Origin of the sequence: Nitrincola sp. (assembly GCF_048264025.1) — a bacterium.
GTDB lineage: Bacteria > Pseudomonadota > Gammaproteobacteria > Pseudomonadales > Balneatricaceae > Nitrincola.
This window is the reverse complement of the sequence record NZ_JBLXDN010000025.1, coordinates 13244-37637: the sequence shown is the minus strand read 5'-3', so window position 1 is coordinate 37637 and position 24394 is coordinate 13244. Positions and strand designations below refer to the sequence as shown.

Below are 24394 nucleotides of genomic sequence, written 5' to 3'. Positions count from 1 at the left end.
TATGAGCCGAATTCTGATTGTTGAGGATGAACTTGTCATCCGCACAGCACTGAAACGTCTGCTGGAAAAACACAGCTATAGCATAGATGACGTCGGTAGCGTCGCCGAAGCTTTACCACTTACAGCCAAGCATCACTATAATCTGATCATCAGCGATCTGAGACTACCTGGTGCACCGGGCACAGACCTGATTGCACACGCAGGAACCACGCCGGTGCTGATCATGACCAGCTACGCCAGCATGCGCTCTGCAATCGATGCAATCAAAATGGGGGCGGCTGAATATATTGCCAAACCCTTCAGCCACGAGGAGATGCTGGCGGTAATCGCCAAGCTGATACAACCCGATGAAGCTGAAACCCCTACCCCAAACAGCGATACCACTGGTGTCAGGCCACTACTGAATGGCTCTTGTCAGCCAATTCAGGATTTAATCAGACGAATCAACAAAATTGCATCAACCAATGCTACTGTGCTGATTTTAGGTGAGTCTGGGACGGGCAAAGAACTGGCGGCCAAAAGTATTCACCAGCAGAGTCCCAGAGCAGCCTCACCCATGGTCTGCGTTAACTGTGCGGCAATTCCGGAAACGCTGATTGAATCCGAGTTGTTCGGCCACGAAAAAGGCGCCTTCACCGGGGCCGATACACCACGTAGCGGCCTGATCGAAGCCGCCGATGGCGGCACCCTGTTCCTGGATGAGATCGGCGAACTGCCACTTGAAGCTCAGGCGCGCTTGCTGCGTTTCTTGCAGGAAGGCGAAATCCGCCGAGTGGGTTCGGTACATGCCAAATGTGTCGATGTACGCTTGATTGCGGCTACTCACCGGGATTTAAAAACCCTGGCCCAGGAAGGGCGCTTTCGTGAAGACCTTTACTACCGACTCTATGTTATGGAACTGAAGATGCCACCGCTACGCGAGCGCGGCGAAGACATTATCGAACTGTCGCAGGTATTTCTAAAAGAGCAATGCAACAAACACCATGTCAGCCTGAGTTTCAGCCCAGCCGCCATCCAGATCATGCTAAAGCATGCCTGGCCCGGCAATGTCAGGGAGTTGCAAAATGCGATTGAACGTGCGGTTATTCTGGCAGACAACCACCAGATAACACCCGAACTACTCGGGCTGGATACTTCACAGCAGTCTTCAACGCCAGCAAACGCCCAAACAATAACCTCGGCCCAGCCAAATAAAGCCGAACACACGCTGGATGATTACTTCCTCAAATTTGTTTTGGAAAACCAGCATCATATGAACGAAACTGACCTGGCAAAGAGTCTTGGCGTGAGTCGAAAATGCCTATGGGAAAAACGGCAAAGACTGGGCATCCCCCGCAAAGCAAAAAACGCAGCCCAACCCTAATACTAAAGTCTAACTATATGAAAATAGTAGATTTTTAACTGTTACCTTTCTACACACTCAGGTAACATATGTTGTGCATAAGGGTAACAAATATCTAGCGCACTCAGAGCAACAAAACATACATTTACTAATTAACACAATAAAAACAACAAATTAATAAAACTGGCACAGTTACTGCTCTATACAGAGCAATAAAAATAAAAATAATTTCAAACTGGCACCAATAAAACTAATAACGCCAGACAGGAAGAGAAGAAACTTAAAACCTCGAATAAAAATAATAACGAGACTTCGCTGATTGCAGAGTGACAACAACACTCAGGACAGTGCTCAAACAAAAACAAGCTTTGTTGCACTCTGCTTTCAGCACTCCACCCCTTTACACCCACCGCTAAACTAACACCCCCAAGCGCTTAACTGGTATCATCTGCCAAAATTTTCCATCTTTATGTCACCTCTGGAAGAATAACACCTGATGTTTGAAGAACTATCACAAGTGCAATGGCTAATCATCGCTACTGTAATTGCTATAATAATTTTGACTGCTATCGTCGTTTACAGACGATGTAAACCACCCTATAAACAACAAGCAGTCACAAGCAAGACAGCCACAAAATCAAACACTAAAGCTAAAAGCCCTCAAGCAGAGGAGCCCACACTCTACCCACGTCTGCCACTGGGCGAAAAACGCGTTGTTCCAGAGAAAGAGCACCGAATTCCACGACAGCGCTTAGATGATAACGCCATGAAAGTGGTCTACCGCCTGCATGATGCCGGTTACGACTGTTTTCTGGTCGGCGGCTGTATTCGTGACTTACTCCTGAACCAGAAGCCTAAAGATTTTGACGTTGCGACCTCAGCACACCCAGAACAAGCGGTTGAGCTTTTCCATCGTGGACGCCTGATCGGGCGTCGTTTCAAGCTCCTGCATGTGCGCTTTGGTCGTGAACTGATCGAAGTAGCAACCTTCAGGGCCGGCCATGACAGCGAAGATAATGATGACGGTGAGCAAGGGCGTCAGTCAGCCAGCGGCCTGATCCTAAGAGACAACGTCTACGGCAGTATTGAAGAAGATGCCCTGCGGCGTGACTTTACCGTCAATGCGCTCTACTACTGCGCCCGCGATTACAGCATTTATGATTTCGCCAATGGATACCCGGATCTGCAGCAGCGCATCATTCGCATGATCGGCGAACCAGCGCAGCGCTACCGTGAAGACCCCGTCAGGATGCTTCGTGCCGCACGCTTTGCCGCCAAACTGAATTTTGACATAGAACCCGCCACGGCCGCACCGATCCATGAACTCTCGCCGTTACTGGGCCGCATAGCACCGGCACGCTTATTTGATGAAGCGCTGAAATTACTCCAATCAGGCTACGGTGCCGCCGCTTATCGACAGATGCAACGTTTCGACCTGTTTCGCTACCTGTTTCCGTTGACACAAGAGATACTCGACAACCCTGACTGGCCAACACCCATCCTGGTTCAACATGTTCTCAAGAATACTGACAGACGCCTGGAACAGGGAAAAAGTGTGACCCCGGCCTTTATGTTTGCTGCGCTGCTTTGGTATCCGCTTTATCAACGCTACCTGGAACTGCTCGACGAGGAGGATCTGCCTCCACTGCAAGCTCTGCATGAAGCCGCCAACCAGGTGCTTTCAGCCCAGGTCAAAGCCACCGCCATTCCTCGGCGCTTTTCAGCACCTATGCGTGAAATATGGGAACTGCAGCTCCGCCTGCCAAGACATCAGGGCAGAAAAGCTGACCAGCTCATGGCCCATCCCAGATTCAGAGCAGCCTATGACCTTATTCTACTGCGCGAATCGGCCGGCGAGGATCTCGATGGGCTTGGACAATGGTGGACAGAATATCAGAAGGGCAATGAGGGTCAGCGCCGTGAGCTGAATACGGATGTGATCACCGAGGAGCCGCCACGTAAACGTCGACGCAGACGTCGTAAACCTAGCAGCAAGCCTAATGAATAAGGTACGTTGCTTTATCGGCCTAGGCAGCAATCTGAACAATCCGGTTGAACAGGTTCGCAGCGCGCTGAAAGAGCTGAATGATATTGCTGGAATCCGAGTCACTCGGCACTCAGCACTGTATCGCTCAGAACCTGTAGGCCCTGCTGGGCAACCGGACTACATTAATGCTGTTGCCGAGCTAAACACTTCTCTGCAACCACTCGAGCTGCTGGACGCATTGCAACAACTGGAACAGATGCATCAGCGTAAACGAATTCAACACTGGGGCCCCCGAACCCTCGACCTGGACCTGCTACTTTATAACAATGAAACAATTAATAACGAGCGCCTGACGGTGCCACACCCTTACATAACAGAGCGCAACTTTGTATTGCGACCCCTGGCCGACCTCGAGTCGGATCTCACTCTGCCGGATGGTAGCAAATTAATGCACTATCTAGCAGATTGTCCAATGGGCACTCTCGAACAGTTACCGCTATAATACAGCGCTACTGACAGATCGAATTAGTCTGGAACCCCTCTATGAGCAACATCACACTTCACACACTAACAAGCCTCAAACAGAAAGGCAGTAAATTTTCGGTACTTACCGCTTATGATGCAACCTTTGCACACCTGATAAGTTCTACCGGTACTGAAATGATTCTGGTGGGCGACTCTCTGGGCATGGTACTGCAGGGGCATGACAGTACCCTGCCGGTAACACTGGATGACATGGTTTATCACACCGCCGCCGTAGCACGAGGCAATCAGGGCTCAATGATCATGGCCGACTTGCCCTTTATGAGTTATGCCACCACCGAGCAATGCATGCAAAGCGCCGGGAAACTGATGCAAGCCGGTGCACACCTGGTCAAACTTGAGGGCAACGCATGGCTGGCAGAAAGTATTACGCTGTTAGCTGAGCGTGGCGTACCTGTCTGTGCTCATATGGGCTTAACGCCCCAGGCTGTCAATCGCCTGGGTGGTTATCGTGTTCAAGGTAAGGATCGTGCCGCCGCAGAGCAGATGATTGAAGATGCCCGCTTGCTTGAAGAAGCCGGCGCCAGCTTGCTTCTATTAGAATGTGTACCAACCTTGCTGGCTGAGGAAATCACCCGCAATGCTGACATTCCCGTCATTGGCATAGGTGCAGGCCCACATACCGATGCGCAGGTATTGGTGCTGCATGACATGCTTAACATTACCACTGGGCGCAAGCCTCGCTTCACGCGAAACTTCATGGCCAATGCTGACAGCATTGAAACAGCCATACGTCGCTATAATGATGCAGTAAAAGACGGCAGCTTCCCCAATCAGGATGAGAGTTTTTAAGTCACATGCAAACCTTCGATACTATAGCGCGTCTACGTGACGAGCTGAGAGGCTGCCGCCGCTCTGGTAAGACTGTAGCTCTGGTTCCTACCATGGGTAACCTGCATGACGGTCACATTCGACTGATTGAGACAGCGGTGGCCGCTGCCGACATTGTTGTTGCCAGCATTTTTGTTAACCCGTTACAGTTTGGTCGTAACGAGGATCTTAGCAGCTACCCTCGCACCTTGATTGAAGATCAACACAAGCTTCAAGAGGCTGGCTGTGATCTCTTGTTTGCACCGACTGAGCAGGAAATCTATCCACGCGGGCGCGACAGTCAAACGCGTGTCGAAGTCCCGGTACTGTCGGATCTCTACTGTGGTGAAACGCGCCCCGGCCACTTCAGCGGTGTTACCACGGTGGTGTGTAAATTATTTAATATTGTCCAGCCAGATATTGCTGTGTTTGGAGAAAAAGACTACCAGCAGTTGCGTATCATCCGAAAAATGGTCAGCGACCTTTGCATTGCTACTGAAATCCTCTCGGTACCCGTTGTTCGGGCCGACTCGGGTCTGGCACTCAGCTCTCGCAACGGTTACCTCTCCTCTCAGGAACTTGAGCAGGCACCTGCACTGCAACGCATCATCCGCACCACAGCAGAAGCGCTAAAACAAGGACGCCGGGACTTCAGTCAACTGGAACACGAAGCGACACTTCGACTCGAAGCTGTTGGCTTTCGCCGTGACTATTTTCGCATTGTCCGCCGCAGCGACCTCGCCCCCGCCACAAACAGTGATGCAACCCTGGTAATTCTGGCAGCCGCCTGGATGGGTCCAGCTAGATTGATTGACAACCTTGAGCTAGAACTCTGAATTGGAACGCTAACCAGACAATGGTCTAAGTCCTATCTACTTGACAGTAACACGCCTGTTCACGCAGACTCAAACTCGGCTGATTCCTTACATCGGGAATGAGTTTCGCTTGCTTAAAAGCGACCCTGCCGCGCTGATGCCCGGTGTCATACATTATTCATCGCTACTGGCGTATCATGGGTGCAGGATGTCATCACAGTCACAACAATGAGGAATACCCATGCGTGAAGTTGTTATCGTTGCTGCTGGTCGTACAGCGGTAGGTGCATTTAATGGCGCCTTAGCGTCCCAGCCTGCCGCCATGTTAGGTGCAACCGTAATCAAAGGTTTACTGGAAAAGCATGCCATAGACGCTGCCAACATCGATGAGGTCATCATGGGGCAGGTACTCACGGCAGGCTGCGGTCAGAATCCGGCGCGTCAGGCGCTGATTCATGCAGGCATTCCCCAGGAAGTCCCTGCCATCACTATCAATAAGGTTTGTGGTTCCGGTCTCAAGGCGATCCAGATGGCAGTACAAGCCATACGTTGTGGCGATGCCGACATGATTATTGCCGGTGGACAAGAAAACATGTCCTCGTCCCCTCACCTGCTGCCGAATTCCCGTAACGGGGCACGCATGGGTGACTGGAAGATGATTGATTCCATGATTACCGATGGCTTGTGGGATGCGTTCAACGATTACCACATGGGTATTACAACCGAAAATATCGTTGATAAGTATGGTTTTACCCGTGAAGAGCAGGATGCATTTGCCAGCGCATCTCAGAACAAGGCCGAAGCGGCTGTTACCTCCGGACGCTTTAAGGATGAAATTATTCCTGTCACCATTCCACAGCGAAAAGGCGACCCGGTGATTTTTGATACTGACGAGCAGCCTCGTTTTGGCTGTACGCCCGAGGCGCTGGCCAAGCTACGCCCGGCCTTCAAGAAGGATGGCACAGTAACAGCGGGTAACAGCTCAACCATTAACGATGGTGCCGCTGCTGTTATTGTCTGCTCTGCTGAAAAAGCCGCCGAACTGGGTCTGAAACCCCTGGCTCGCATCAAGGCCTATGCGTCTGCTGGTGTTGATCCCGCCATTATGGGTACCGGTCCTATCTGCGCAACTCAGAAAGCGCTGGAAAAGGCTGGCTGGAATGTCAGCGACCTGGAGCTGGTGGAGGCCAATGAAGCCTTTGCTGCCCAAGCCATGTCGGTGAACAAAGATCTGGGTTGGGATACCAACATCGTCAATGTTAACGGCGGAGCCATTGCCTTAGGCCACCCTATTGGCGCATCTGGCTGCCGTATTTTCGTTTCGCTAGTACATGAAATGAATAAACGCGATGCCAAGAAAGCCCTGGCCACACTTTGCATCGGTGGGGGCATGGGCACGGCACTGGCAATTGAGCGCGACTGATTCCAGTATCGCTTGAGCTAGCAGACACCTAGCGGCTGCGAGTAGTAAGCCAGGCCCACGTAAGTGGGTCTGGCTTTTATGTTTAGGCAGTTCACTGATTATTTTGTGGCGATAGCGCCCTTACCTACACCTTCGTACGCCCGAACTTCAATTGCCGAATCCGGATATTCAGACTTAATCGCTTGAGCCAAATGATCGGCTATCTGCTCTACTGTCGTCTCCGTTTCCATTAGATAACAACAGCGCAGCGGCAGTAACAGCTCAAATTTCCCCTGTGGCGCGTCATAAGCGAACAGGGCATGACCATCTTCCCTACTAAGTAGATGCGCTTGAGTACCTATGTAGATGTCTTCAAACTGCTGTGACCAATAGAGCTCGAGGTCCTGGCGACGTTTCTGATCAACACGAACCTGCATCCGCGAACGATGGCCATGAGCAATACGCTGACAATTACCTCGGTGTTGTTGCAAACCATGGCTGTAGTGATAGAAAGCCCCCTCTATCGGCTCAGCCACGAAGCGCAACTCCAGAGACTCAACCTGTTCAGGGAAGAGCGCCAGCAACTGCGCTTCACACCATTTTGCAACGGCTTGCTGCTGTATCTCCTCCACGGGAACCAATGCAATCGCCTGATCCGGTGCATTGCAGGAAAAACGCTCTCCGGTTGGATAAGTCCAACTGACTTGTGTAACACCGGCCGACTGCTGCCAGCTTAGCCCACTCATTCCGGTCGCAACCACCAGCATATGATCGACATGCGTATCCAGCCAGGTTTTGATGCGCTTTTTCACCACACCAAAATCACAGATCATCCCCTGCTCATCCAGTTTGCCCTCCAGGAGCAACTGCACTTCCCAAGACTCACCCACCAATCCCCGCTGCGGGTGCAGGTAGGAAAAATCCACATGGGTCAGGTTATCGACAAATAGCTTCACACACGCCTCTCTGCATCGCTTTAATAAGATCTGTATTTTAGCCTAAAGCCACCGGGTTTTCATGATACAAACTGTAAGGAATACCTTAGCTCTGGCTTGCGCTATAATGGCGCTTTTAGCAAGAGTTAGGTGTTATGCGTCTGGATAAATACTTGGCACAAGCCACAGGTATGTCGCGAAAAGAAGTTAAAAAGCAACTGCATGCAGGCTGGGTCCTAGTCAACGATCAGCCCGAGCGAGATAGTGGTCGACATATCAATTCAGGTGATCAGGTCGAACTGGATGGGCGATTACTTTCAGAGCCCCGCCCGCGTTTTTTAATGCTACATAAACCTATTGGCTATATCTGCTCCAATGATGATCCCATCCATGCCACCGCACTCACCTTAATAGATTTGCCAGCAGCGGAGAAACTACTCATAGCTGGGCGCCTGGATCTGGACACTAGCGGCTTACTATTGCTGACCGATGATGGTCAATGGACACACCGCATCACCTCACCCAAACACAAACTGCCAAAACGTTACCGCGTTTGGCTTGCTGAGCCTCTGGAGGCTAATGCCGAAGCACTGCTGCAGCGCGGGATAATGCTCAAAAGTGAAAAACAACGTACCAAACCTGCTCAGCTTGAGCGCATCAGCGATACGGAAGTACTGATCACCCTCACAGAAGGGCGCTACCACCAGGTTAAGCGTATGTTTGCGGCACTTGATAACCGGGTTGTCGCACTGCACCGTGAGCAGATAGGGGAAATAATACTGGATACATCACTGGCACCTGGTGAATACCGGGAGTTGACCCAAGCCGAAATCGACTCAGTCTATGCCGGAGCGACACCAACGTGACCAACCGGCCAGCCACAGATCCAGCCTCATCACTGCTATTCAGGACACTACAAGCCTCACCGGCTAACAGCCTGTGGCTGATAGATGAAAATATCAGCCAGCCACTACCAGCTGCATTGCCACACATTCAGGCTATCACTAATCGATTTGACCTATTTCAACACCTGCAACAGTCAGGCTGGCATAGTCGTTTCAGTGATTTTGATTTTAGCCACCTTCCCCGACACAGCTTATCGCGTATTTTATTGCGAATTCCCAAGGAAAAACCCCTGGTGCATTACTTGATCAACCAGGCAGCCGAACTATTAGAGGATCAAGGCGAGTTAGTGCTGATTGGGGACAAGTCAGAAGGCATTCGTAGCTACAGCAAACGTGCCAGGGAGAAACTGGGCGGTCAGTTTAGTGAAACCAAAATCAATGCAGGCCTGTGGTTCGCCAGCATCACTTATGATGCACAGTTTAGCGCCCCCGATCTGGACGATCAGAACTACACCCAACTGCGCGAGCTCAGTGATAAAAGCGGCTTTAGCTTTATCAGTAAACCTGGTCTTTATGGCTGGCAGAAGGTGGATCAAGGCAGTGCCTTCCTAGCTGACGAATTAGCAATGCTGCTTAATCAGTCTTTGCCAATCTCAGGTCGACTATTGGACTTAGGCTGTGGCTTTGGCTATCTCAGCCTACGCAGTAGCAGCGCAGATACACAACTGACCTGCACAGATAATAATGCCGCCGCCCTACGGGCCTGCCAGGCTAACATTGACAAGCAAGGACTCAGCGCAGAAATCCTTGCTAGCGATGCCGGTGATACATTGCAAGGCCCGTATGACACCATCCTGTGCAACCCTCCGTTTCACAGCGGCTTTGCAACCAACAGTGATTTAACCAGTCGCTTCCTTGCGGCGGCGGCACGCCTTCTGTCACATGATGGCAATGCCTGCTTTGTAGTGAACAAACATATTGCATTGGAGCACAAAGCGAGTTCACACTTTGGTAAAATTCAACTGCACGCTGATAATGGACATTTTAAGCTCATACATTTGAGTCAACCCAGACACTAACAGGAATTTGTCATGACGTTCGAATACCTTCGCCAGTCGTTTTTTTTCTTCAAACAACATCTACTGACTCTGGCTGCCATTCAATTACCTTTTTTGGCCCTGATCGGTCTATTGAGTTTTTTCCTACAGGGTGACCTGACCAGCAGCGAGGACGTTGCCAGTAGCGGGTTTCTATTACTCGGACTGCTGCAACTGGCCCTGCTGCCTCTTTACTGGGGTGCCACTATTTTCTACATGCAGTCGGTCCTGGACGGCAAACCTCTGTCCGTCATGAGTGCTATCAGTCTGGGCATGAGTAGCTGGGGACGTCTATTACTAACTTACATTCTTAATGGTTTTGCCGTGCTGCTAGGCTTAATCATGCTGGTCATCCCCGGTGTTTATGTCGGTGTGCGCCTGGCTTTTGCCGACTATGTCTGTGTATTGGAAGGCAAAAGTGCCACCCAGTCGCTGAAGCAAAGCTGGTCACAAACACAACCCTACTTCTGGATGCTGCTACAGGGTTTCGTGATCATTTTTCTATGCCTGTTACTGATTGAAATGCTGATCCAACAAATTTTCGGTTCAACTCTTCCAGGCACGCTGCTGTCTTTACTGGTGGATTTCTGTGGCGTCATGCTGACTGTATTTGGCTTTCGCGTATTTAGTGTAATGCGCGAAGAGCAATAGACTGCGCCCACGGCATCTAGGCACCCTGTAGATAAAAAAATCCCCGGTCAGCTTATGCTGACCGGGGATTTTTTATGCAGGGTCGGTCTAGGTATTAGCTGCTGACAGACTCGTCTTCATCCATATCTTTCATGGAAAGTTTGATACGTCCACGAACATCTACATCCAGCACCTTAACCTTAATCACATCATCCATTTTGATATAATCGGTTACAGCTTTGACGCGCTCGTTGGCAATCTGTGAAATATGCACCAGGCCATCTTTGCCTGGCAGGATATTTACAAATGCACCGAACTCTTCGATACGCACAACTTTACCTTCGTAGATTTTGCCAACTTCGGCTTCAGCGGTGATAGCCAGAATACGCTCTACAGCTGCTTTGGCATTTTCTTTGTTGTCAGCATAAACACGCACAGTGCCATCATCTTCGATATCGATAGATGCGCCAGTTTCTTCAGTCAGGGCACGGATGGTCGCACCACCTTTACCGATCACGTCACGGATCTTCTCCGGATTGACTTTCAGCTGCGTCATAGCTGGCGCATTATCAGGCAGTTCTGGACGGCTGTAGCCTATCACTTTCGCCATTTCACGCAGGATATGCTTGCGCGCATCCATGGCCTGACCCAGAGCGATCTCCATGATCTCTTCGGTAATACCGGTGATCTTGATATCCATCTGCAGTGCCGTAACACCGCTTTCAGTGCCGGCCACTTTAAAGTCCATATCACCCAGGTGATCTTCATCACCGAGAATATCGGTCAGAATGGCAAAACGATCGCCTTCTTTAACCAGACCCATGGCAATACCAGCAACCGGTGCTTTCAGAGGCACACCGGCATCCATCAGCGCCAACGAAGCGCCGCAGACGGAAGCCATAGAACTGGAACCATTGGACTCAGTGATCTCAGAAACTACACGAATGGTGTAAGGAAATTCTTCCAGTGTCGGCAGCATTGCCTGCACACCACGACGCGCCAAACGACCATGGCCGATTTCGCGACGACCAGGACCCATCATGCGAGAAGTTTCACCCACTGAGTAGCCTGGGAAGTTGTACTGCAGCATAAAGTTGTCTTTACGCTCGCCTTCAATGGCGTCGATAATCTGCATGTCACGCGCGGTACCCAGGGTACAGGTGACGATCGCTTGTGTTTCACCACGGGTGAACAGCGAAGAGCCATGCACGCTTTTCAGCACATCGATTTCTACATCAATTGGGCGTACAGTTTTGGTATCACGACCGTCAATACGTGGCTGACCATCCAGAATACGACCACGGACAGTGTCTTTTTCGATGCTACCGAAGACTTTTTTAACATCTTCATCAGACGGAGCGTCATCGGCGCCGGTTACAAGTGCAGTAACCACTTCATCACGCAGCGCACGTACAGCGTCCTGGCGCTGAGCTTTATCAGCCACCTGGTAAGCATCACTCAAGCGAGAGCCCAACAGCTGCTCTACCTGTGCAGTCAAAGACTCATCTTTAGCCACTGGCTGCCAATCCCAGGTAGGCTTAGCGGCAACAGCGGCAAATTCATTGATCGCCTGAATAACGACCTGCATCTCCTGGTGCGCATACAACACAGCACCCAGCATTTCATCTTCAGTCAACTCTTTGGCTTCAGACTCAACCATCAGCACAGCATCAGCCGTACCAGCAACCATCATGTCCAATTCAGAAGTAGCCAGGGTGGCATAGTTCGGATTAAGGATATAACCCTGCTCTTCATTAAAGCCTACACGTGCTGCACCGATCGGACCCTGGAAAGGAATACCTGAAATAGCCAGGGCCGCTGAGGTACCAATCATCGCCGCCACATCTGGATCCGTGCCTTTATCAGACGAAACAACCTGACAAATCACCATGACTTCATTCATGAAGCCTTTTGGAAACAGCGGACGAATCGGACGGTCAATCAGACGTGATGTCAGGGTTTCTTTTTCGGTAGGGCGGGCTTCACGCTTAAAGAAACCACCGGGAATGCGGCCAACGGCGTAGTATTTTTCCTGATAATGCACAGTAAGCGGGAAGAAAGACTGGCCTGGCTTCGCCTCTTTCATACCTACGACCGTACACAGAACCTGGGTTTTTTCGTCGATGGTAACCATAACGGCACCGGTTGCCTGACGCGCAATGCGTCCAGTTTCAAGCGTAACGGTCTGCTGACCGTATTGAAAAGTTTTGGTAATCGCTTGCACGATAATCTCCTATTAGCTATTGAAGTATCAGTGCTGCAAACCAATCATACAATTCTTTGAGCCAGTACTCAGCTATACGCTGGGTACAACGTATAGCTGAGTACGGGCTAGATGATTGTCAATGTTCACAGTGCTGAAAAAAACAGGGCCATACTGTGTATGGCCCGGGTAACTCTTAGCTTAGCGACGCAGACCCAGACGGGCGATCAGCTTAAGGTAGCGATCAGCGTCTTTGCGCTTCAGGTAATCCAGCAGCTTACGACGCTGGTTTACCATGCGAATCAGACCACGACGTGAGTGGTGATCCTGCTTGTTTTCTTTGAAGTGACTCTGCAAGCCAGTAATGTTAGCTGTCAGCAGGGCTACCTGGACTTCCGGTGATCCGGTATCGCCAGTGCCACGACCGAATTCAGCGACAATCTCGGCTTTCTTTTCTGTTGCTAATGCCATTTCTTTCTCCTTTAACAATATGCACACAGCCAATAAGGCTGCTGGTTTATAGACGCGCAGAGCCGGGCATATTTCCAGTACTGCGTCAGTAGTTATAACCTGATGGCTATAACCGTTTAATCATTCGTTTGGGTATCGGTTCGAACCAGACGTTTAGCCTTTAGGCGTCCCTCTGAATCCGTTGCAGCCAACCCCAAAAAACGTCCGCTAGTCTGCTCAAATACCCGCCATTCAGAGGCCGGTATCAAGTTAAGCTCAACCAGTGTACGCCCTTGTAATAGCGCAACAGCTTGCTCGTCTGTCAGCTGACAGTCAGGTAAGGATTCTATTGCACTCCAAGGGGGTAATAATAACGCATCCAGGCTATTTTGTATGCATTGCACATCATCAGTCTGCAAGGCTTTAATCTGCTCATCCAGTGCATCAAGGGATAGCATCTGGGATTGATCAAACTGCCCGGTGCGAATGCGGTGTAGTCGGCTGACATGTGCCCCACAGCCCAGCAGCTCACCAAGATCCTGCACAATACTGCGGATATAGGTGCCTTTAGAGCAATGAATTTCAAGGTCCAGTTCCTGGTCACGCAACGCCAGCAAACGGATTTTATCGATCCGCACCTGACGAGGTTTCACCTCAACCTGAATGCCTTTTCGTGCCAGCTTGTACATAGGCTGCCCTTGTACTTTCAGTGCTGAATAAATAGGTGGAACCTGCTCTATTTCACCCTGAAAATGCGCTTGCAACAAAGCTTCAACCTGAGACACAGTCAGATCGTCAGGAACGGGACGTGTCTCTGTCACCTCACCATCCGCATCGGCTGTATCTGTTTTCTCACCCAGCTTGGCCGTGGTCAGATACGCCTTGTCAGCATCCAGCAAGTACTGAGAAAATTTGGTTGCCTCTCCCAGACAGATAGGTAGCAAACCGGTGGCTAAAGGGTCCAATGCACCCGTATGACCCGCCTTGGCAGCGCCATACAAGTGCTTGATTTTCTGCAACACCTTGTTTGAACTCATCCCGGCTGGCTTATCCAGCAAGAACACGCCATCAATCGCACGACCTTTAGGTTTACGCGCCAAGCCGCCTTACTCCTCAGACTCGGAGCGCTTCTGCTCCCGCTGAAATGCCTGTTCGATCAGGCTATGTAGACGACGCCCACGGTCGACGCTTTCATCAAAGTGAAAACGCAGCAGTGGCATGACGCGCAACTTTATGCCGCGCGACAATTCCTTGCGCAGAAAGCCAGACGCATTATTCAATACAGCGAGCGACTGAGGAACCACGGTTTCTTCATCCTGCTCACCGATAGGCATCACTGTAACGTAGGTATCAGCGTAGCCAAGGTCTTTACTGACCTTGACATAACTGACCGTAACCATACCCAGACGTGGATCCCTGATCTCACGCTGAATCAGCATGGACAGGTCACGCTGGATCTGGTCCGCTACGCGATCGGTTCGTTTAAACTCGCGAGCCATATCTCTCCATTACAGCGTGCGCTGTACTTCAATGGTGTCAAAGACTTCGATCTGATCGCCGACTTTAACATCGTTATAGTTTTTCACCCCGATACCGCACTCCATTCCGTTGCGCACTTCGGCTACAACTTCTTTAAAGCGGCGCAGTGATTCCAGTTCACCTTCGTAAATAACCACGTTGTCACGCAGTACACGAATACGCTTGTTGCGGTACACAGTACCCTCGACCACCATACAACCGGCGATCTGACCGAGCTTCGGTGAACGGAACACATCACGCACTTCAGCAATACCAACGATATCTTCACGATATACTGGTGATAGAAGCCCTACCATCGCCTGTTTAACATCATTGATGATGTCGTAAATCACGCTGTAGTAACGCAGTTCCAGCTCTTCACGCTCAACAATCGCTTTCGCCTGATTATCGGCACGTACATTAAAGCCGATCATGATGGCCGAAGAAGCCAATGCCAGATTGGCATCCGTTTCACCAAAACCACCAATACCACTGGAGACAATATTCACTTTAACTTCATCAGTAGACAGGTCTTCCAATGAGGTTGTCAGAGCTTCCAGTGAACCGCGAACATCCGCTTTCAAGACGATGTTCAGTGATTTAACTTCACCAGCCTGCATATTTTCAAACAGGTTTTCCAGTTTAGCTTTTTGCTGACGGGCCAGTTTGATCTCACGGAATTTACCCTGACGGAACATCGCCACTTCACGGGCTTTCTTCTCAGAGGATACTACGGTGAACTCGTCACCGGCATCCGGTGTACCATCCAGACCTAAAATCTCAACAGGTATAGCTGGGCCAGCCGACTCTACCGGACGTCCGGCTTCATCCAACATGGCGCGAACTTTACCGTAATGCAGACCGGCGAGAACAATATCACCTTTACGCAGTGTGCCATTCTGTACCAGCAAGGTAGACACTGACCCACGCCCTTTATCCAGGCGTGATTCAACCACCACACCCGACGCAGGCATATCCGCAACAGCTTTTAGCTCAAGCACTTCAGCCTGCAGCAATACTGCATCCAGCAGCGCATCGATCCCTTCGCCAGTTTTGGCCGAAACATGCACGAACTGCACATCACCGCCCCACTCTTCAGAGATAACATCGCGCTGCGCTAACTCATTACGCACGCGATCAGGATCAGCTTCGGGCTTATCAATTTTATTGACGGCGACTACCAAAGGTACACCTGCCGCTTTGGCATGCTGCACGGCTTCTTCCGTCTGTGGCATTACGCCATCATCAGCGGCAACAACCAGAATAACGATATCCGTCAGTTTGGCACCACGTGCACGCATAGCGGTAAAGGCGGCGTGTCCCGGTGTATCCAGGAAGGTCACCATGCCGTTTTCCGTTTCAACGTGGTAAGCACCGATATGCTGGGTAATACCACCTGACTCACCCGCCGCCACTTTCGCTTCACGAATATAGTCCAGCAGTGATGTTTTACCATGGTCAACGTGACCCATGACGGTAACAACCGGTGCACGGGAAGTGCCTTCACCCTTCTGATGCTGCAAGCCTTCAAGCAAGGCATCTTCAATGGCATTTTCCTGCAGAGGAACGGCCTTGTGACCCATTTCTTCGACGACCAGTACCGCCGTATCCTGATCCAGCACCTGATTGATGGTTGCCATAGCCCCCATTTTGAACATCACTTTGATGACTTCAGCGGCCTTGATCGACATTTTCTTGGCCAAATCAGCCACAGTGATGCTTTCAGGTACGCTGACTTCATGCACTACAGGTGCTGTCGGCTTCTCAAAACCATGCTGGTTAGCATTGGCGCGTCCACGGCCCATTGCACGTTTCGGGCTTTTACCCGGACGGCGTGTTCCACGCGGACCTTCTTCATTCAGGCCAGGCCCCTTACGGGTTGCAGCTGGCTTACCACGACGTGGAGAATCATCTTCATCGCGACGACCGCCACCCTTAGGACGATTTTCCTTGGTCTTGGTGCGAGCAGGTCCTTTTTTCTCTTCAACCGGCTCAGACACTACCGCAACATCAGGCACTACTGCTGCAACTACTTTTGGAGCCACGGGAGCCGGTTCAGGTTTATCCGCAGCACTTGCATCTGCAGCGGCTTCAACTTTAACCTCTGCAGGTGATACGGTAGCTTCCTCTGCAACAACGGCTGTCACTACAACGGCAGGAGCCTCGGGCTGCGCTACAACTTCACTAGCGGCAACTTCCACCTCTGGACTATTGCCAGCCTCATCCAATTCTTCGCGCTTTACATAAGTACGCTTTTTACGCACTTCAACATTGACTGTTTTACGTTTACCCGCGGCACCGGCAACTTTCAGCTGCGAAGTGGTCTTGCGCTTCAACGTAATACGACTGGGCTCAGCCACTGTACCCTCATCACCATGAGATTTTTTCAGGTGAGTAAGTAGTGACTGACGCTCTGTTTCAGAAACCTTCGAAGTTTCTACTTTACCTTTGATTCCGGCATCCTGCATCTGCTTGAGCAAACGCTCAACGGATACACCAACCACACCGGCAAGTTGCTTAACGGTTACTTCTGCCATAAATGGGTTCCTCTTCTCCGTTGACTGTTACTGACTGTCTGAAAACCAGGGAGCGCGCGCGGTCATGATCAGCGCAGCAGCCCGTTCATCATCCAGCCCCTCAATTTCTGTTAATTCATCGACGGACTGCTCAGCCAGATCTTCCATGGTAATAACACCAATCGCCGATAGCTGATAAGCCAACGCACGATCCATACCTTCCATGGTCAAAAGATCTTCTGCAGGTTCCGTAGACCCTAATTGTTCTTCACTTGCAATCGCCAGATTGAGCAGCGCATCTTTGGCTCTAGCTCGTAACGACTCAACAATTTCTTCGTCAAAACCATCAATTTCGAGCATTTCATCAACCGGCACATAGGCGACTTCTTCTAGAGAAGTGAAGCCTTCTTCGACCAGTATCTGTGCCAGTTCATCATCAACATCCAAATGCGTCATAAACAGATCCAACACACGACCCACTTCGGACTGATGCTTTTCTTGTGCTTCGGCTTCACTCATCACATTGAGTTTCCAGCCAGTCATCTCACTGGCCAGACGAACATTCTGTCCGTTGCGACCGATTGCCATTGCCAGCGCTTCTTCTGCTACAGCCACATCCATGGAATGACTGTCTTCATCAATCACGATAGAGGCGACTTCTGCAGGAGCCATGGCATTGATAACCAGTTGTGCCGGGTTATCATCCCAAAGAACGATATCCACACGCTCGCCACCCAGCTCATTGGTAACCGCCTGTACACGTGAACCACGCATACCTACGCAGGCACCGACTGGATCGATACGGCCATCATTGGTTTTAACCGCAATTTTGGCACGCGACCCGGGATCACGCGCAGCCGCTCTGATTTCAATTACTTCTTCAGCAATTTCAGGCACTTCAAGACTGAACAGCTCAACCAACATAGCCGGCGCTGTTCTGCTTAGAATCAACTGTGGGCCACGACCCTCGGCACGGACTTCTTCAAGCACTGCACGCACTCGGTCACCCATACGAAAGCTTTCACGCGGCAACAGGTGTTCACGGGGCAACAAGGCTTCAGCATTGTTGCCCAGATCAATAATGACATTATCACGTGTCACTTTTTTGACGGTACCGGCAATCAACTCGCCCTGACGATCGCGGTATTGGTCTACTACCTTAGCCCGTTCAGCTTCACGTACTTTCTGTACGATAACCTGTTTGGCTGTCTGTGCTGCTATACGCCCAAACGCAACCGATTCAACCTGCTCTTCGTATACATCGCCAGGTTTCAGTGCCGGATCAAGTTCTAACGCTTCCTGAAGCGTCAGTTCTGTGCCCAATGTAGGCACGCCCTCGTTATCCATGACCAACCAGCGACGGAACGTATCGTAATCACCTGTAGCGCGATCTATCTGCACATGGATATCGGCTTCTTCGTCGTAACGTTTCTTGGTTGCAGTCGCCAGCGCCACTTCAATCGCTTCAAATATAACTGCCTTTGGCACATCCTTTTCATTGGATACTGCTTCAGCAACCAGCAAAATCTCTTTATTCATTACCCAGCCTCACCTGAACCTTACAAACGCTTAAAATTGCGGAACCAGTCGCGCCCGATCAATAAAATCAAGGGGCAACAGGTATTCATGATCATCCACTACTAGCAGTATCTCATCACCTTCAACGCCATTCAGTACACCTTTGAAGCGCCGACGCCCTTCAAAAGGGACTCGCAGACGAACTTCCAACTGGTGACCCAAATGAGCCTGATACTGCTCCAGTGTGTATAGGGGCCTGTCCATTCCTGGCGAGGAGACTTCCAGCAGATATTGCTCTGCAATCGGATCTTCTACGTCAAGAATACCACTGACCTGATGACTAACCCGGGCACAGTCATCCACCGTGACGCCCTCCGGGCCATCTATATAAATTCTCAGAGTGCTCTGTTTTCCTGCTGACCGAAATTCAACCCCCCACAGGTCAAATCCCAGCGCACTGATTGCAGGTCTAATCAAACTTTCCAGCTGCTTAATCTTAGCTGACACGCTACTTACCTCTTACTGACACCGCGACAGGGGTGTCCCATCTACTATCGGTAACAAATCGCATTGACTGCGCCGTTACGAGTTGACCCACGCCAAACAAAAAATGGGTCGCAACCGGACCCATTTCTGAAAGACATAGTGCCATGATTCACCTACGAAAAAGCCCCTATAGAGGGGCTTTTTCCTAATCCAGAACCGGCTGTGTATCAATAACACCGCTGCTCATGGTTTGAAACCTGACCATAGATACCGCTATTCCACAGCAGCACTTACCATCAGCCTACGAAGTTACACAGCACTTGTTATATCAGAAATGAGCGCCATCTTCGTAAAAAACTGATTTATTATAGCAACTGACGCGGTTTGTCACAATATATAGATCCAATCACAATCAAGTCCTCACCAACTGAGTGAATATTTTACAGTTGTTACGACCATCTGCCTTGGCCGCATACAAGGCTTTATCGGCCTGACTCATCATCTCTTCCAGTGAGCGTGTAGGCTCAGTTAGCTGGCTAATACCAATGCTGGCTGTTATCGAATGATTGGTAAAAGGTACAATCACTTTTTCAACACAGCCACGCAGACGCTCAGCAACCACGGCAGACTGCTCTGCATCAGCATCATCCAACAGCAGCACAAACTCTTCACCACCCAACCGGGCATGCAGGTCTGTCTGACGGCAAGCATTACGACAGCATTCAGCCACAGCCATCAGCACTTGATCGCCACACTTGTGCCCCCAGGTGTCATTGACCGTTTTGAAATAATCGAGATCGACCATCAGCAGTGCCAGGTGACGATCATGCCTGCGCGCCCGCTCAAACAATGCACTACCCTGCTCAAAAAACGCGCGCCTATTCATCACCCGTGTCAACGGATCATGTGCAGCATCAAAACGCGCCTGTTCGCGCTCTTCTAATGAAGCACCTAAAATCATCGACATAATAACAGTGACCACAAACAACAACTGGAAATCCAATACGGGATAATTATTCAAATCCAGCAACATATAAGCTGTAACAGCCGAGAGATTAACAACCAGTGAAGTAAGCAGCGCAAAGCGCATACCATAAACGGTAGCGGCCCAGGCTACGGGTAGCAATATCAGATATCCCACACGCCCCACCACATCCTCAACACCTATCGCCATGAAATACACAACAACAATCAATGCCGTTAACAACAACACCATCAATGGCCAGGCCACACGCTTATCAAATACATCGCCGCGATAAACATCATGCCCTTCATATAGATCAATAAACAACGTTGCCGTCGCCATAAACATTAAAGCACCGCCAAGATCACCTATCCAGAAGCTGAAAAATACCGGCGTCAACAACATCTCTGCGGGCAGCACAGCCATATACCTCAGCACACCAACAGCTGTTGCAGCAGAAACCAGCGTAGCAATTGTCAGCACCAAAATAAGCCCACTGACATCATGGAGGGTTTTAACCGGGAGTGAAAATGCTGAAAGTCTACGCGCTAGCAGCGCCGCTACCGCGTAAACTAATAACTGACGCACTGACATGGCAAAATTTTCCACTTGCCAATCCCAAAACTGATCATAGGGGAAGCCTCCCAGCATTATAGCCAGTGCAGCTACAGGGATATAACGCGGACCATAGTGAAAGACAAACAGCAAAATAACGCCAGCGGCAGGATAAAATGCACTGACAAGAGGTGCTATTTCAAACAGACTGGCAAAGTGCCACATAAGATAATAAAGCAGCAAAAGAACCAGCGAGCGAGAGAAAAATTCCATTTACAACCTGTTGATAGCCTATACCAGGAGCTAATTTCTCCGAGACACATTATGGAATTTCAGAGAGGCACACAACACAGTATCTGTCATTTGAGGATTTCTGTATAGATTAAAACGTAGTCTTACCACACCTAGGCGTATAAGCCACAGATAAAACTATTAAAACAATTAAAAATAAAAGGAGATGCCGAACCACTTGCAGCCAAGCTGCAAGGGTTCGGGAAGACCAAACTCAAGCTGGAGAGATGCCCCTGATTTTTTCAGAGCGTCGACGCAACAACTCAACGGTTGTCAGCATCGCTATCGACAGCAGCACCAAGATGGTGGCCACAGCCAGAATGGTTGGACTGATAGACTCACGGATACCTGACCACATTTGTATTGGCATGGTGGATTGCTGCGGCCCGGAAATGAACAGCACTACAACAACCTCATCAAACGATGTTGCGAATGCAAACAACGCACCGGATATTACCCCAGGCAACACCAGGGGCAAGATCACTTTAAAAAAGGTGGTGGTCGGATTTGCACCCATCGAAGCTGCCGCCCGGACCAGACTTTGATCAAAACCGGTCAAGGTTGCAGTCACAGTAATCACCACAAAGGGAATGCCCAGTGCGGTATGCGCCAAAATCACCCCAAGGTAGGTTTGAGCCAAGCCTACATCAGAGAAGAAGAAGAACATACCCGCACCGGAAATGATCACTGGTACGATCATCGGTGAAATCAGCACTGCCATCACCACAGACCGATAGGGCATAAAGCGGCTGGACAAGCCCAGCGCCGCAATGGTACCCAATACGGTTGCCAGAATGGTTGAGGCTATGGCAATCAGAATACTGTTCTTGATCGAATGCAGCCAAGCCTGCGAGGTAAAGAAGTCTTTATACCAGCGCAATGAATACCCCTCTGGGTCCAATGTGAGCATCTTCTGGGTAAAAGAGAAGTAAGGCTCAGCATTGAAACTCAGTGGAATAATCACAAACAACGGGCCAATCAAAAAACAGAATATCAAACCACAGATAATTCTGAAGATATAGTACCAAGCCTTTTCAAAAGGCGTCGCATAAGCAGGTACAGCCATAAGTTTTGCTCCTCCTTATCCCAGCTTCAGATTATCTGAACCGACCAATCGGTTATAGATCAAATACAGAGCAATAACCAACCCCAACAACAAGGATGCAATCGCCGCTGCCAGACCCCAGTTAAGTGAAACCTGCATGTGATAAGCGATAAAGTTAGTGATAAAGCGACCCGATTCACCACCGACTAACGCGGGGGTAATGTAGTAACCTATCGCTAAAATAAACACCAGAATGGCACCTGCACCTATCCCCGGCAAAGTCTGTGGGAAATACACCCGCCGAAAAGCCGTAAATCCAGTAGCCCCCATCGACCGCGCTGCACGCATGTAAGTAGGCGAAATACTCTTCATCACCGAATAGAGCGGTAAGATCATAAAGGGCAATAAAATATGCGTCATCGCTACGATCGTACCTATCTCGTTATAGATCATTTGTAGACGCGACTGATCATCGATAATACCCATTGCGACCAGCATATTATTCAATATGCCCTGACTCTGAAGTATCGCTATCCAGGTAGTTGTTCGCACTAGCAATGATGTCCAGAAAGGCAACAACACTAGCATCATCAGCAAACTGGATGTCCGCATAGGCAAACTTGCCAACAGAAAAGCCACCGGATAACCGAGCAAAAAGCACAAGAAGGTGATCAACATACTCATCCATAGCGTTTTGATCATCAAATCGACATAGACTCGCCGTGATTCTGGCTGACGCACAATGCTGCCATCAGTGTCATAGCGCATATCCATTGCCGCCAGATAATAGCTCAGAGTATAACCACTGGACTCACGCTTGATTACGCGCCAGACGTTAGTATCCTCCCAGTTTTGGTGCGAATCTATCAGCGTATCCTTCCAGGATTCAGGATTCTCGACTCTGGAAATTCGCCTCGCTGTACCTGTGATGGTAGAGCGCATACCTGAATATTCATAATTTAGCCGACTGGCAACCCGCCCCAGATTCCGGTTAATCTGACCTTCTTTAAGATCATGCGCGAGCGCTGCATATACCGATTCATCTGGCAGCCCCTCACCATCCCAGCTCCGCAAAGCCATTGAAGTGGTGGGCATAATAGTGGCGACTTCATTACTTTCAACACTGCGTGTCAGCATGCTGAAAATAGGGAAGATAAAAGCAACCAGCAAAAATAGCATCAATGGCGCAACCAGCAGAATTGCGCGCAACTTATTCTTGAACAACGCCCGCCTGAGGCTCGATTTAAGCGGACGACCATCTGCAGCGACCAGCGGTGCCGAAGCACCGCCGTCACCGTTCACGGATGGATTACTGTGCGAGCCAGGCATCGAAGCGCTCATTCAACTCATCCTGATAGTCAGCCCAGAATTCATCATCTTTCGGCAAAGCCGTAGCGAAGTTGGGTTCATAGGTTGGCATGTGAGGTATCATATCGATTCCGGTTGGAATGTGATCACCCACTAAAGCCGCACCACTTTTACGTGCTGGACCATAGGAAATGTAACTGGCCTGAGCCGCATTCTGTTCTGACTCAGTAGAGAAGCGCAGGAAATCTTTAGCAACATCCAGCTTCCCTCTAGGCACTACCCAACCATCCAGCTCGAATACTTGTGCATCCCAGATAATTTCAAAAGGCTGATTCTCATTGACCTGTGCATCAAAAATACGACCATTATAAGCTGAAGCAAAAGCAACCTCTTTATCAGCCAACAACTGTGGTGGCTGTGCCCCTTCAGACCACCAGATCACATTGTCTTTGATGGTATCCAGTTTGGCCAACGCACGCTCTACACCTTCATCTGTCGCCAGAAGCTCATAAACCTCCTCATGCGGTACACCATCAGCGATCAGCGCCCATTCGAGGTTATTGATTGGACGGCGTTGTAATGAGCGCGTACCAGGGAAATTTTCCAGATCGAAAACATCGGCAATAGTTGAAGGCTGATTATCAGCAGGGAACATTTCGGTGTTAAATGCGACTATGTTCGAGTACACAATAGTAGCCACAAAACACTCATCCAGCGCACGAGGAATAAAGTCTTCGCTTGGTAGCCTGCCATCTGGCGCAGGTGCCAGCAGCTCGTCATGATCCAGTATTTCAATCAGACCTTCAGCACAGGCTATTTTGGCATCGGCAGGCAGCATATCTACCAGATCCCAAGTGACGTTCCCGGCTTCAACCTGTGCACGCAGACCTGCCAGGCCAGTTGCAGAACGGTCAATATTAACAATGCGTTGTCCGGTTTTTTCTGTCCAGGGTTTGGAGTAAGCCTCCTCCTGGCTCATGGTATAAGCGCCACCCCATGACACTACGTTAAGATCTTCTTGGGCCTGGGCGGTCGAAACAACAGCGGCTGTTGATAGCATCACAGCGGCTGTCAGAGCGGATTTACGAAAAATTCTAGTCATTTGTAACTCCAGCATTCAGATTTAATAGTGGG

Annotated in this window: 21 protein-coding genes; 9 read left to right on the top strand and 12 right to left on the bottom strand. The window is 50.0% G+C overall.

From position 1 onward, the window contains the following. Position 1: 1 nt before the first annotated feature. The 6 genes from ACN0R1_RS15520 to ACN0R1_RS15495 all read left to right on the top strand — a co-directional run bounded on the left by ACN0R1_RS15520 (position 2) and on the right by ACN0R1_RS15495 (position 6920). Positions 2 to 1363 (top strand): sigma-54-dependent transcriptional regulator, encoded by a 1362-nt coding sequence (locus tag ACN0R1_RS15520; protein ID WP_417584472.1) that lies wholly within the window; start codon positions 2 to 4, stop codon positions 1361 to 1363. A gap of 475 nt (positions 1364 to 1838) precedes the next feature. Then, a complete protein-coding gene (pcnB, locus tag ACN0R1_RS15515) occupies positions 1839 to 3350 on the top strand; it encodes a polynucleotide adenylyltransferase PcnB (protein WP_417584470.1) in 1512 nt (503 codons plus the stop codon). Continuing rightward, positions 3343 to 3831, top strand: a complete 489-nt coding sequence (folK, locus tag ACN0R1_RS15510) for a 2-amino-4-hydroxy-6-hydroxymethyldihydropteridine diphosphokinase (RefSeq protein WP_417584468.1) — start codon at positions 3343 to 3345, stop codon at positions 3829 to 3831. The genes pcnB and folK overlap by 8 nt, the downstream gene beginning before the upstream one ends. A 41-nt stretch (positions 3832 to 3872) precedes the next feature. Beyond that, a complete protein-coding gene (gene panB / locus ACN0R1_RS15505; RefSeq protein WP_417584466.1) occupies positions 3873 to 4664 on the top strand; it encodes a 3-methyl-2-oxobutanoate hydroxymethyltransferase in 792 nt (263 codons plus the stop codon). Positions 4665 to 4669: 5 nt separating this feature from the next. Then, the gene (gene panC / locus ACN0R1_RS15500; protein ID WP_417584464.1) at positions 4670 to 5518 is read left to right on the top strand and encodes a pantoate--beta-alanine ligase; all 849 of its coding nucleotides are present in this window, start codon (positions 4670 to 4672) and stop codon (positions 5516 to 5518) included. Positions 5519 to 5738: 220 nt separating this feature from the next. After that, on the top strand, positions 5739 to 6920 hold the full coding sequence (locus ACN0R1_RS15495) for an acetyl-CoA C-acetyltransferase (RefSeq protein WP_417584462.1): 1182 nt from the start codon (positions 5739 to 5741) through the stop codon (positions 6918 to 6920). A 98-nt stretch (positions 6921 to 7018) separates the two neighbouring features. Here ACN0R1_RS15495 and ACN0R1_RS15490 read toward each other — a convergent pair whose 3' ends face one another. Continuing rightward, positions 7019 to 7855: a 6-carboxytetrahydropterin synthase gene (locus ACN0R1_RS15490; protein WP_417584460.1), complete on the bottom strand. Its 837-nt coding sequence runs from the start codon at positions 7853 to 7855 to the stop codon at positions 7019 to 7021. A 134-nt stretch (positions 7856 to 7989) separates the two neighbouring features. On the opposite strand from ACN0R1_RS15490, the gene rsuA reads away from it, so the two are divergent. From rsuA to ACN0R1_RS15475, 3 genes are read left to right on the top strand one after another with little or no spacing between them, the layout of a single operon-like run. Continuing rightward, a complete protein-coding gene (gene rsuA, locus ACN0R1_RS15485; RefSeq protein ID WP_417584458.1) occupies positions 7990 to 8700 on the top strand; it encodes a 16S rRNA pseudouridine(516) synthase RsuA in 711 nt (236 codons plus the stop codon). Then, the gene (locus tag ACN0R1_RS15480) at positions 8697 to 9758 is read left to right on the top strand and encodes a methyltransferase (RefSeq protein ID WP_417584456.1); all 1062 of its coding nucleotides are present in this window, start codon (positions 8697 to 8699) and stop codon (positions 9756 to 9758) included. The genes rsuA and ACN0R1_RS15480 overlap by 4 nt, the downstream gene beginning before the upstream one ends. Before the next feature lie 12 nt (positions 9759 to 9770). Continuing rightward, positions 9771 to 10427, top strand: coding sequence for a YciC family protein (locus ACN0R1_RS15475; RefSeq protein WP_417584454.1), 657 nt, complete (start codon positions 9771 to 9773; stop codon positions 10425 to 10427). A 94-nt stretch (positions 10428 to 10521) separates the two neighbouring features. Here ACN0R1_RS15475 and pnp read toward each other — a convergent pair whose 3' ends face one another. The 11 genes from pnp to ACN0R1_RS15420 form a co-directional block, all read right to left on the bottom strand. Continuing rightward, positions 10522 to 12630 (bottom strand): polyribonucleotide nucleotidyltransferase, encoded by a 2109-nt coding sequence (pnp, locus tag ACN0R1_RS15470; RefSeq protein ID WP_417584452.1) that lies wholly within the window; start codon positions 12628 to 12630, stop codon positions 10522 to 10524. 180 nt (positions 12631 to 12810) lie between these two features. Then, on the bottom strand, positions 12811 to 13080 hold the full coding sequence (gene rpsO / locus ACN0R1_RS15465; RefSeq protein WP_417584450.1) for a 30S ribosomal protein S15: 270 nt from the start codon (positions 13078 to 13080) through the stop codon (positions 12811 to 12813). Positions 13081 to 13196: 116 nt separating this feature from the next. Beyond that, positions 13197 to 14159, bottom strand: a complete 963-nt coding sequence (gene truB, locus ACN0R1_RS15460) for a tRNA pseudouridine(55) synthase TruB (protein WP_417584448.1) — start codon at positions 14157 to 14159, stop codon at positions 13197 to 13199. Between the two features lie 6 nt (positions 14160 to 14165). Continuing rightward, positions 14166 to 14558 carry a 30S ribosome-binding factor RbfA gene (gene rbfA, locus ACN0R1_RS15455; RefSeq protein WP_417584446.1) on the bottom strand — a complete coding sequence of 131 codons (393 nt, stop codon included), beginning with the start codon at positions 14556 to 14558 and terminating at the stop codon, positions 14166 to 14168. A 9-nt stretch (positions 14559 to 14567) separates the two neighbouring features. Then, positions 14568 to 17114 (bottom strand): translation initiation factor IF-2, encoded by a 2547-nt coding sequence (gene infB, locus ACN0R1_RS15450; RefSeq protein ID WP_417584444.1) that lies wholly within the window; start codon positions 17112 to 17114, stop codon positions 14568 to 14570. Positions 17115 to 17141: 27 nt separating this feature from the next. Continuing rightward, positions 17142 to 18632 (bottom strand): transcription termination factor NusA, encoded by a 1491-nt coding sequence (gene nusA, locus ACN0R1_RS15445; RefSeq protein WP_417584442.1) that lies wholly within the window; start codon positions 18630 to 18632, stop codon positions 17142 to 17144. Between the two features lie 30 nt (positions 18633 to 18662). Then, the gene (gene rimP / locus ACN0R1_RS15440; RefSeq protein ID WP_151053548.1) at positions 18663 to 19118 is read right to left on the bottom strand and encodes a ribosome maturation factor RimP; all 456 of its coding nucleotides are present in this window, start codon (positions 19116 to 19118) and stop codon (positions 18663 to 18665) included. A gap of 391 nt (positions 19119 to 19509) precedes the next feature. Further along, entirely contained in the window at positions 19510 to 20889 is a 1380-nt protein-coding gene (locus ACN0R1_RS15435) for a diguanylate cyclase (RefSeq protein ID WP_417584440.1), read from the bottom strand. Between the two features lie 232 nt (positions 20890 to 21121). Further along, entirely contained in the window at positions 21122 to 21973 is an 852-nt protein-coding gene (locus tag ACN0R1_RS15430; RefSeq protein ID WP_417584438.1) for an ABC transporter permease, read from the bottom strand. Between the two features lie 15 nt (positions 21974 to 21988). After that, positions 21989 to 23293 (bottom strand): ABC transporter permease, encoded by a 1305-nt coding sequence (locus ACN0R1_RS15425; RefSeq protein WP_417584436.1) that lies wholly within the window; start codon positions 23291 to 23293, stop codon positions 21989 to 21991. Beyond that, on the bottom strand, positions 23262 to 24362 hold the full coding sequence (locus tag ACN0R1_RS15420) for an extracellular solute-binding protein (RefSeq protein WP_417584434.1): 1101 nt from the start codon (positions 24360 to 24362) through the stop codon (positions 23262 to 23264). Before ACN0R1_RS15420 ends, ACN0R1_RS15425 begins: the two co-directional genes overlap by 32 nt. Positions 24363 to 24394 lie beyond the last annotated feature (32 nt).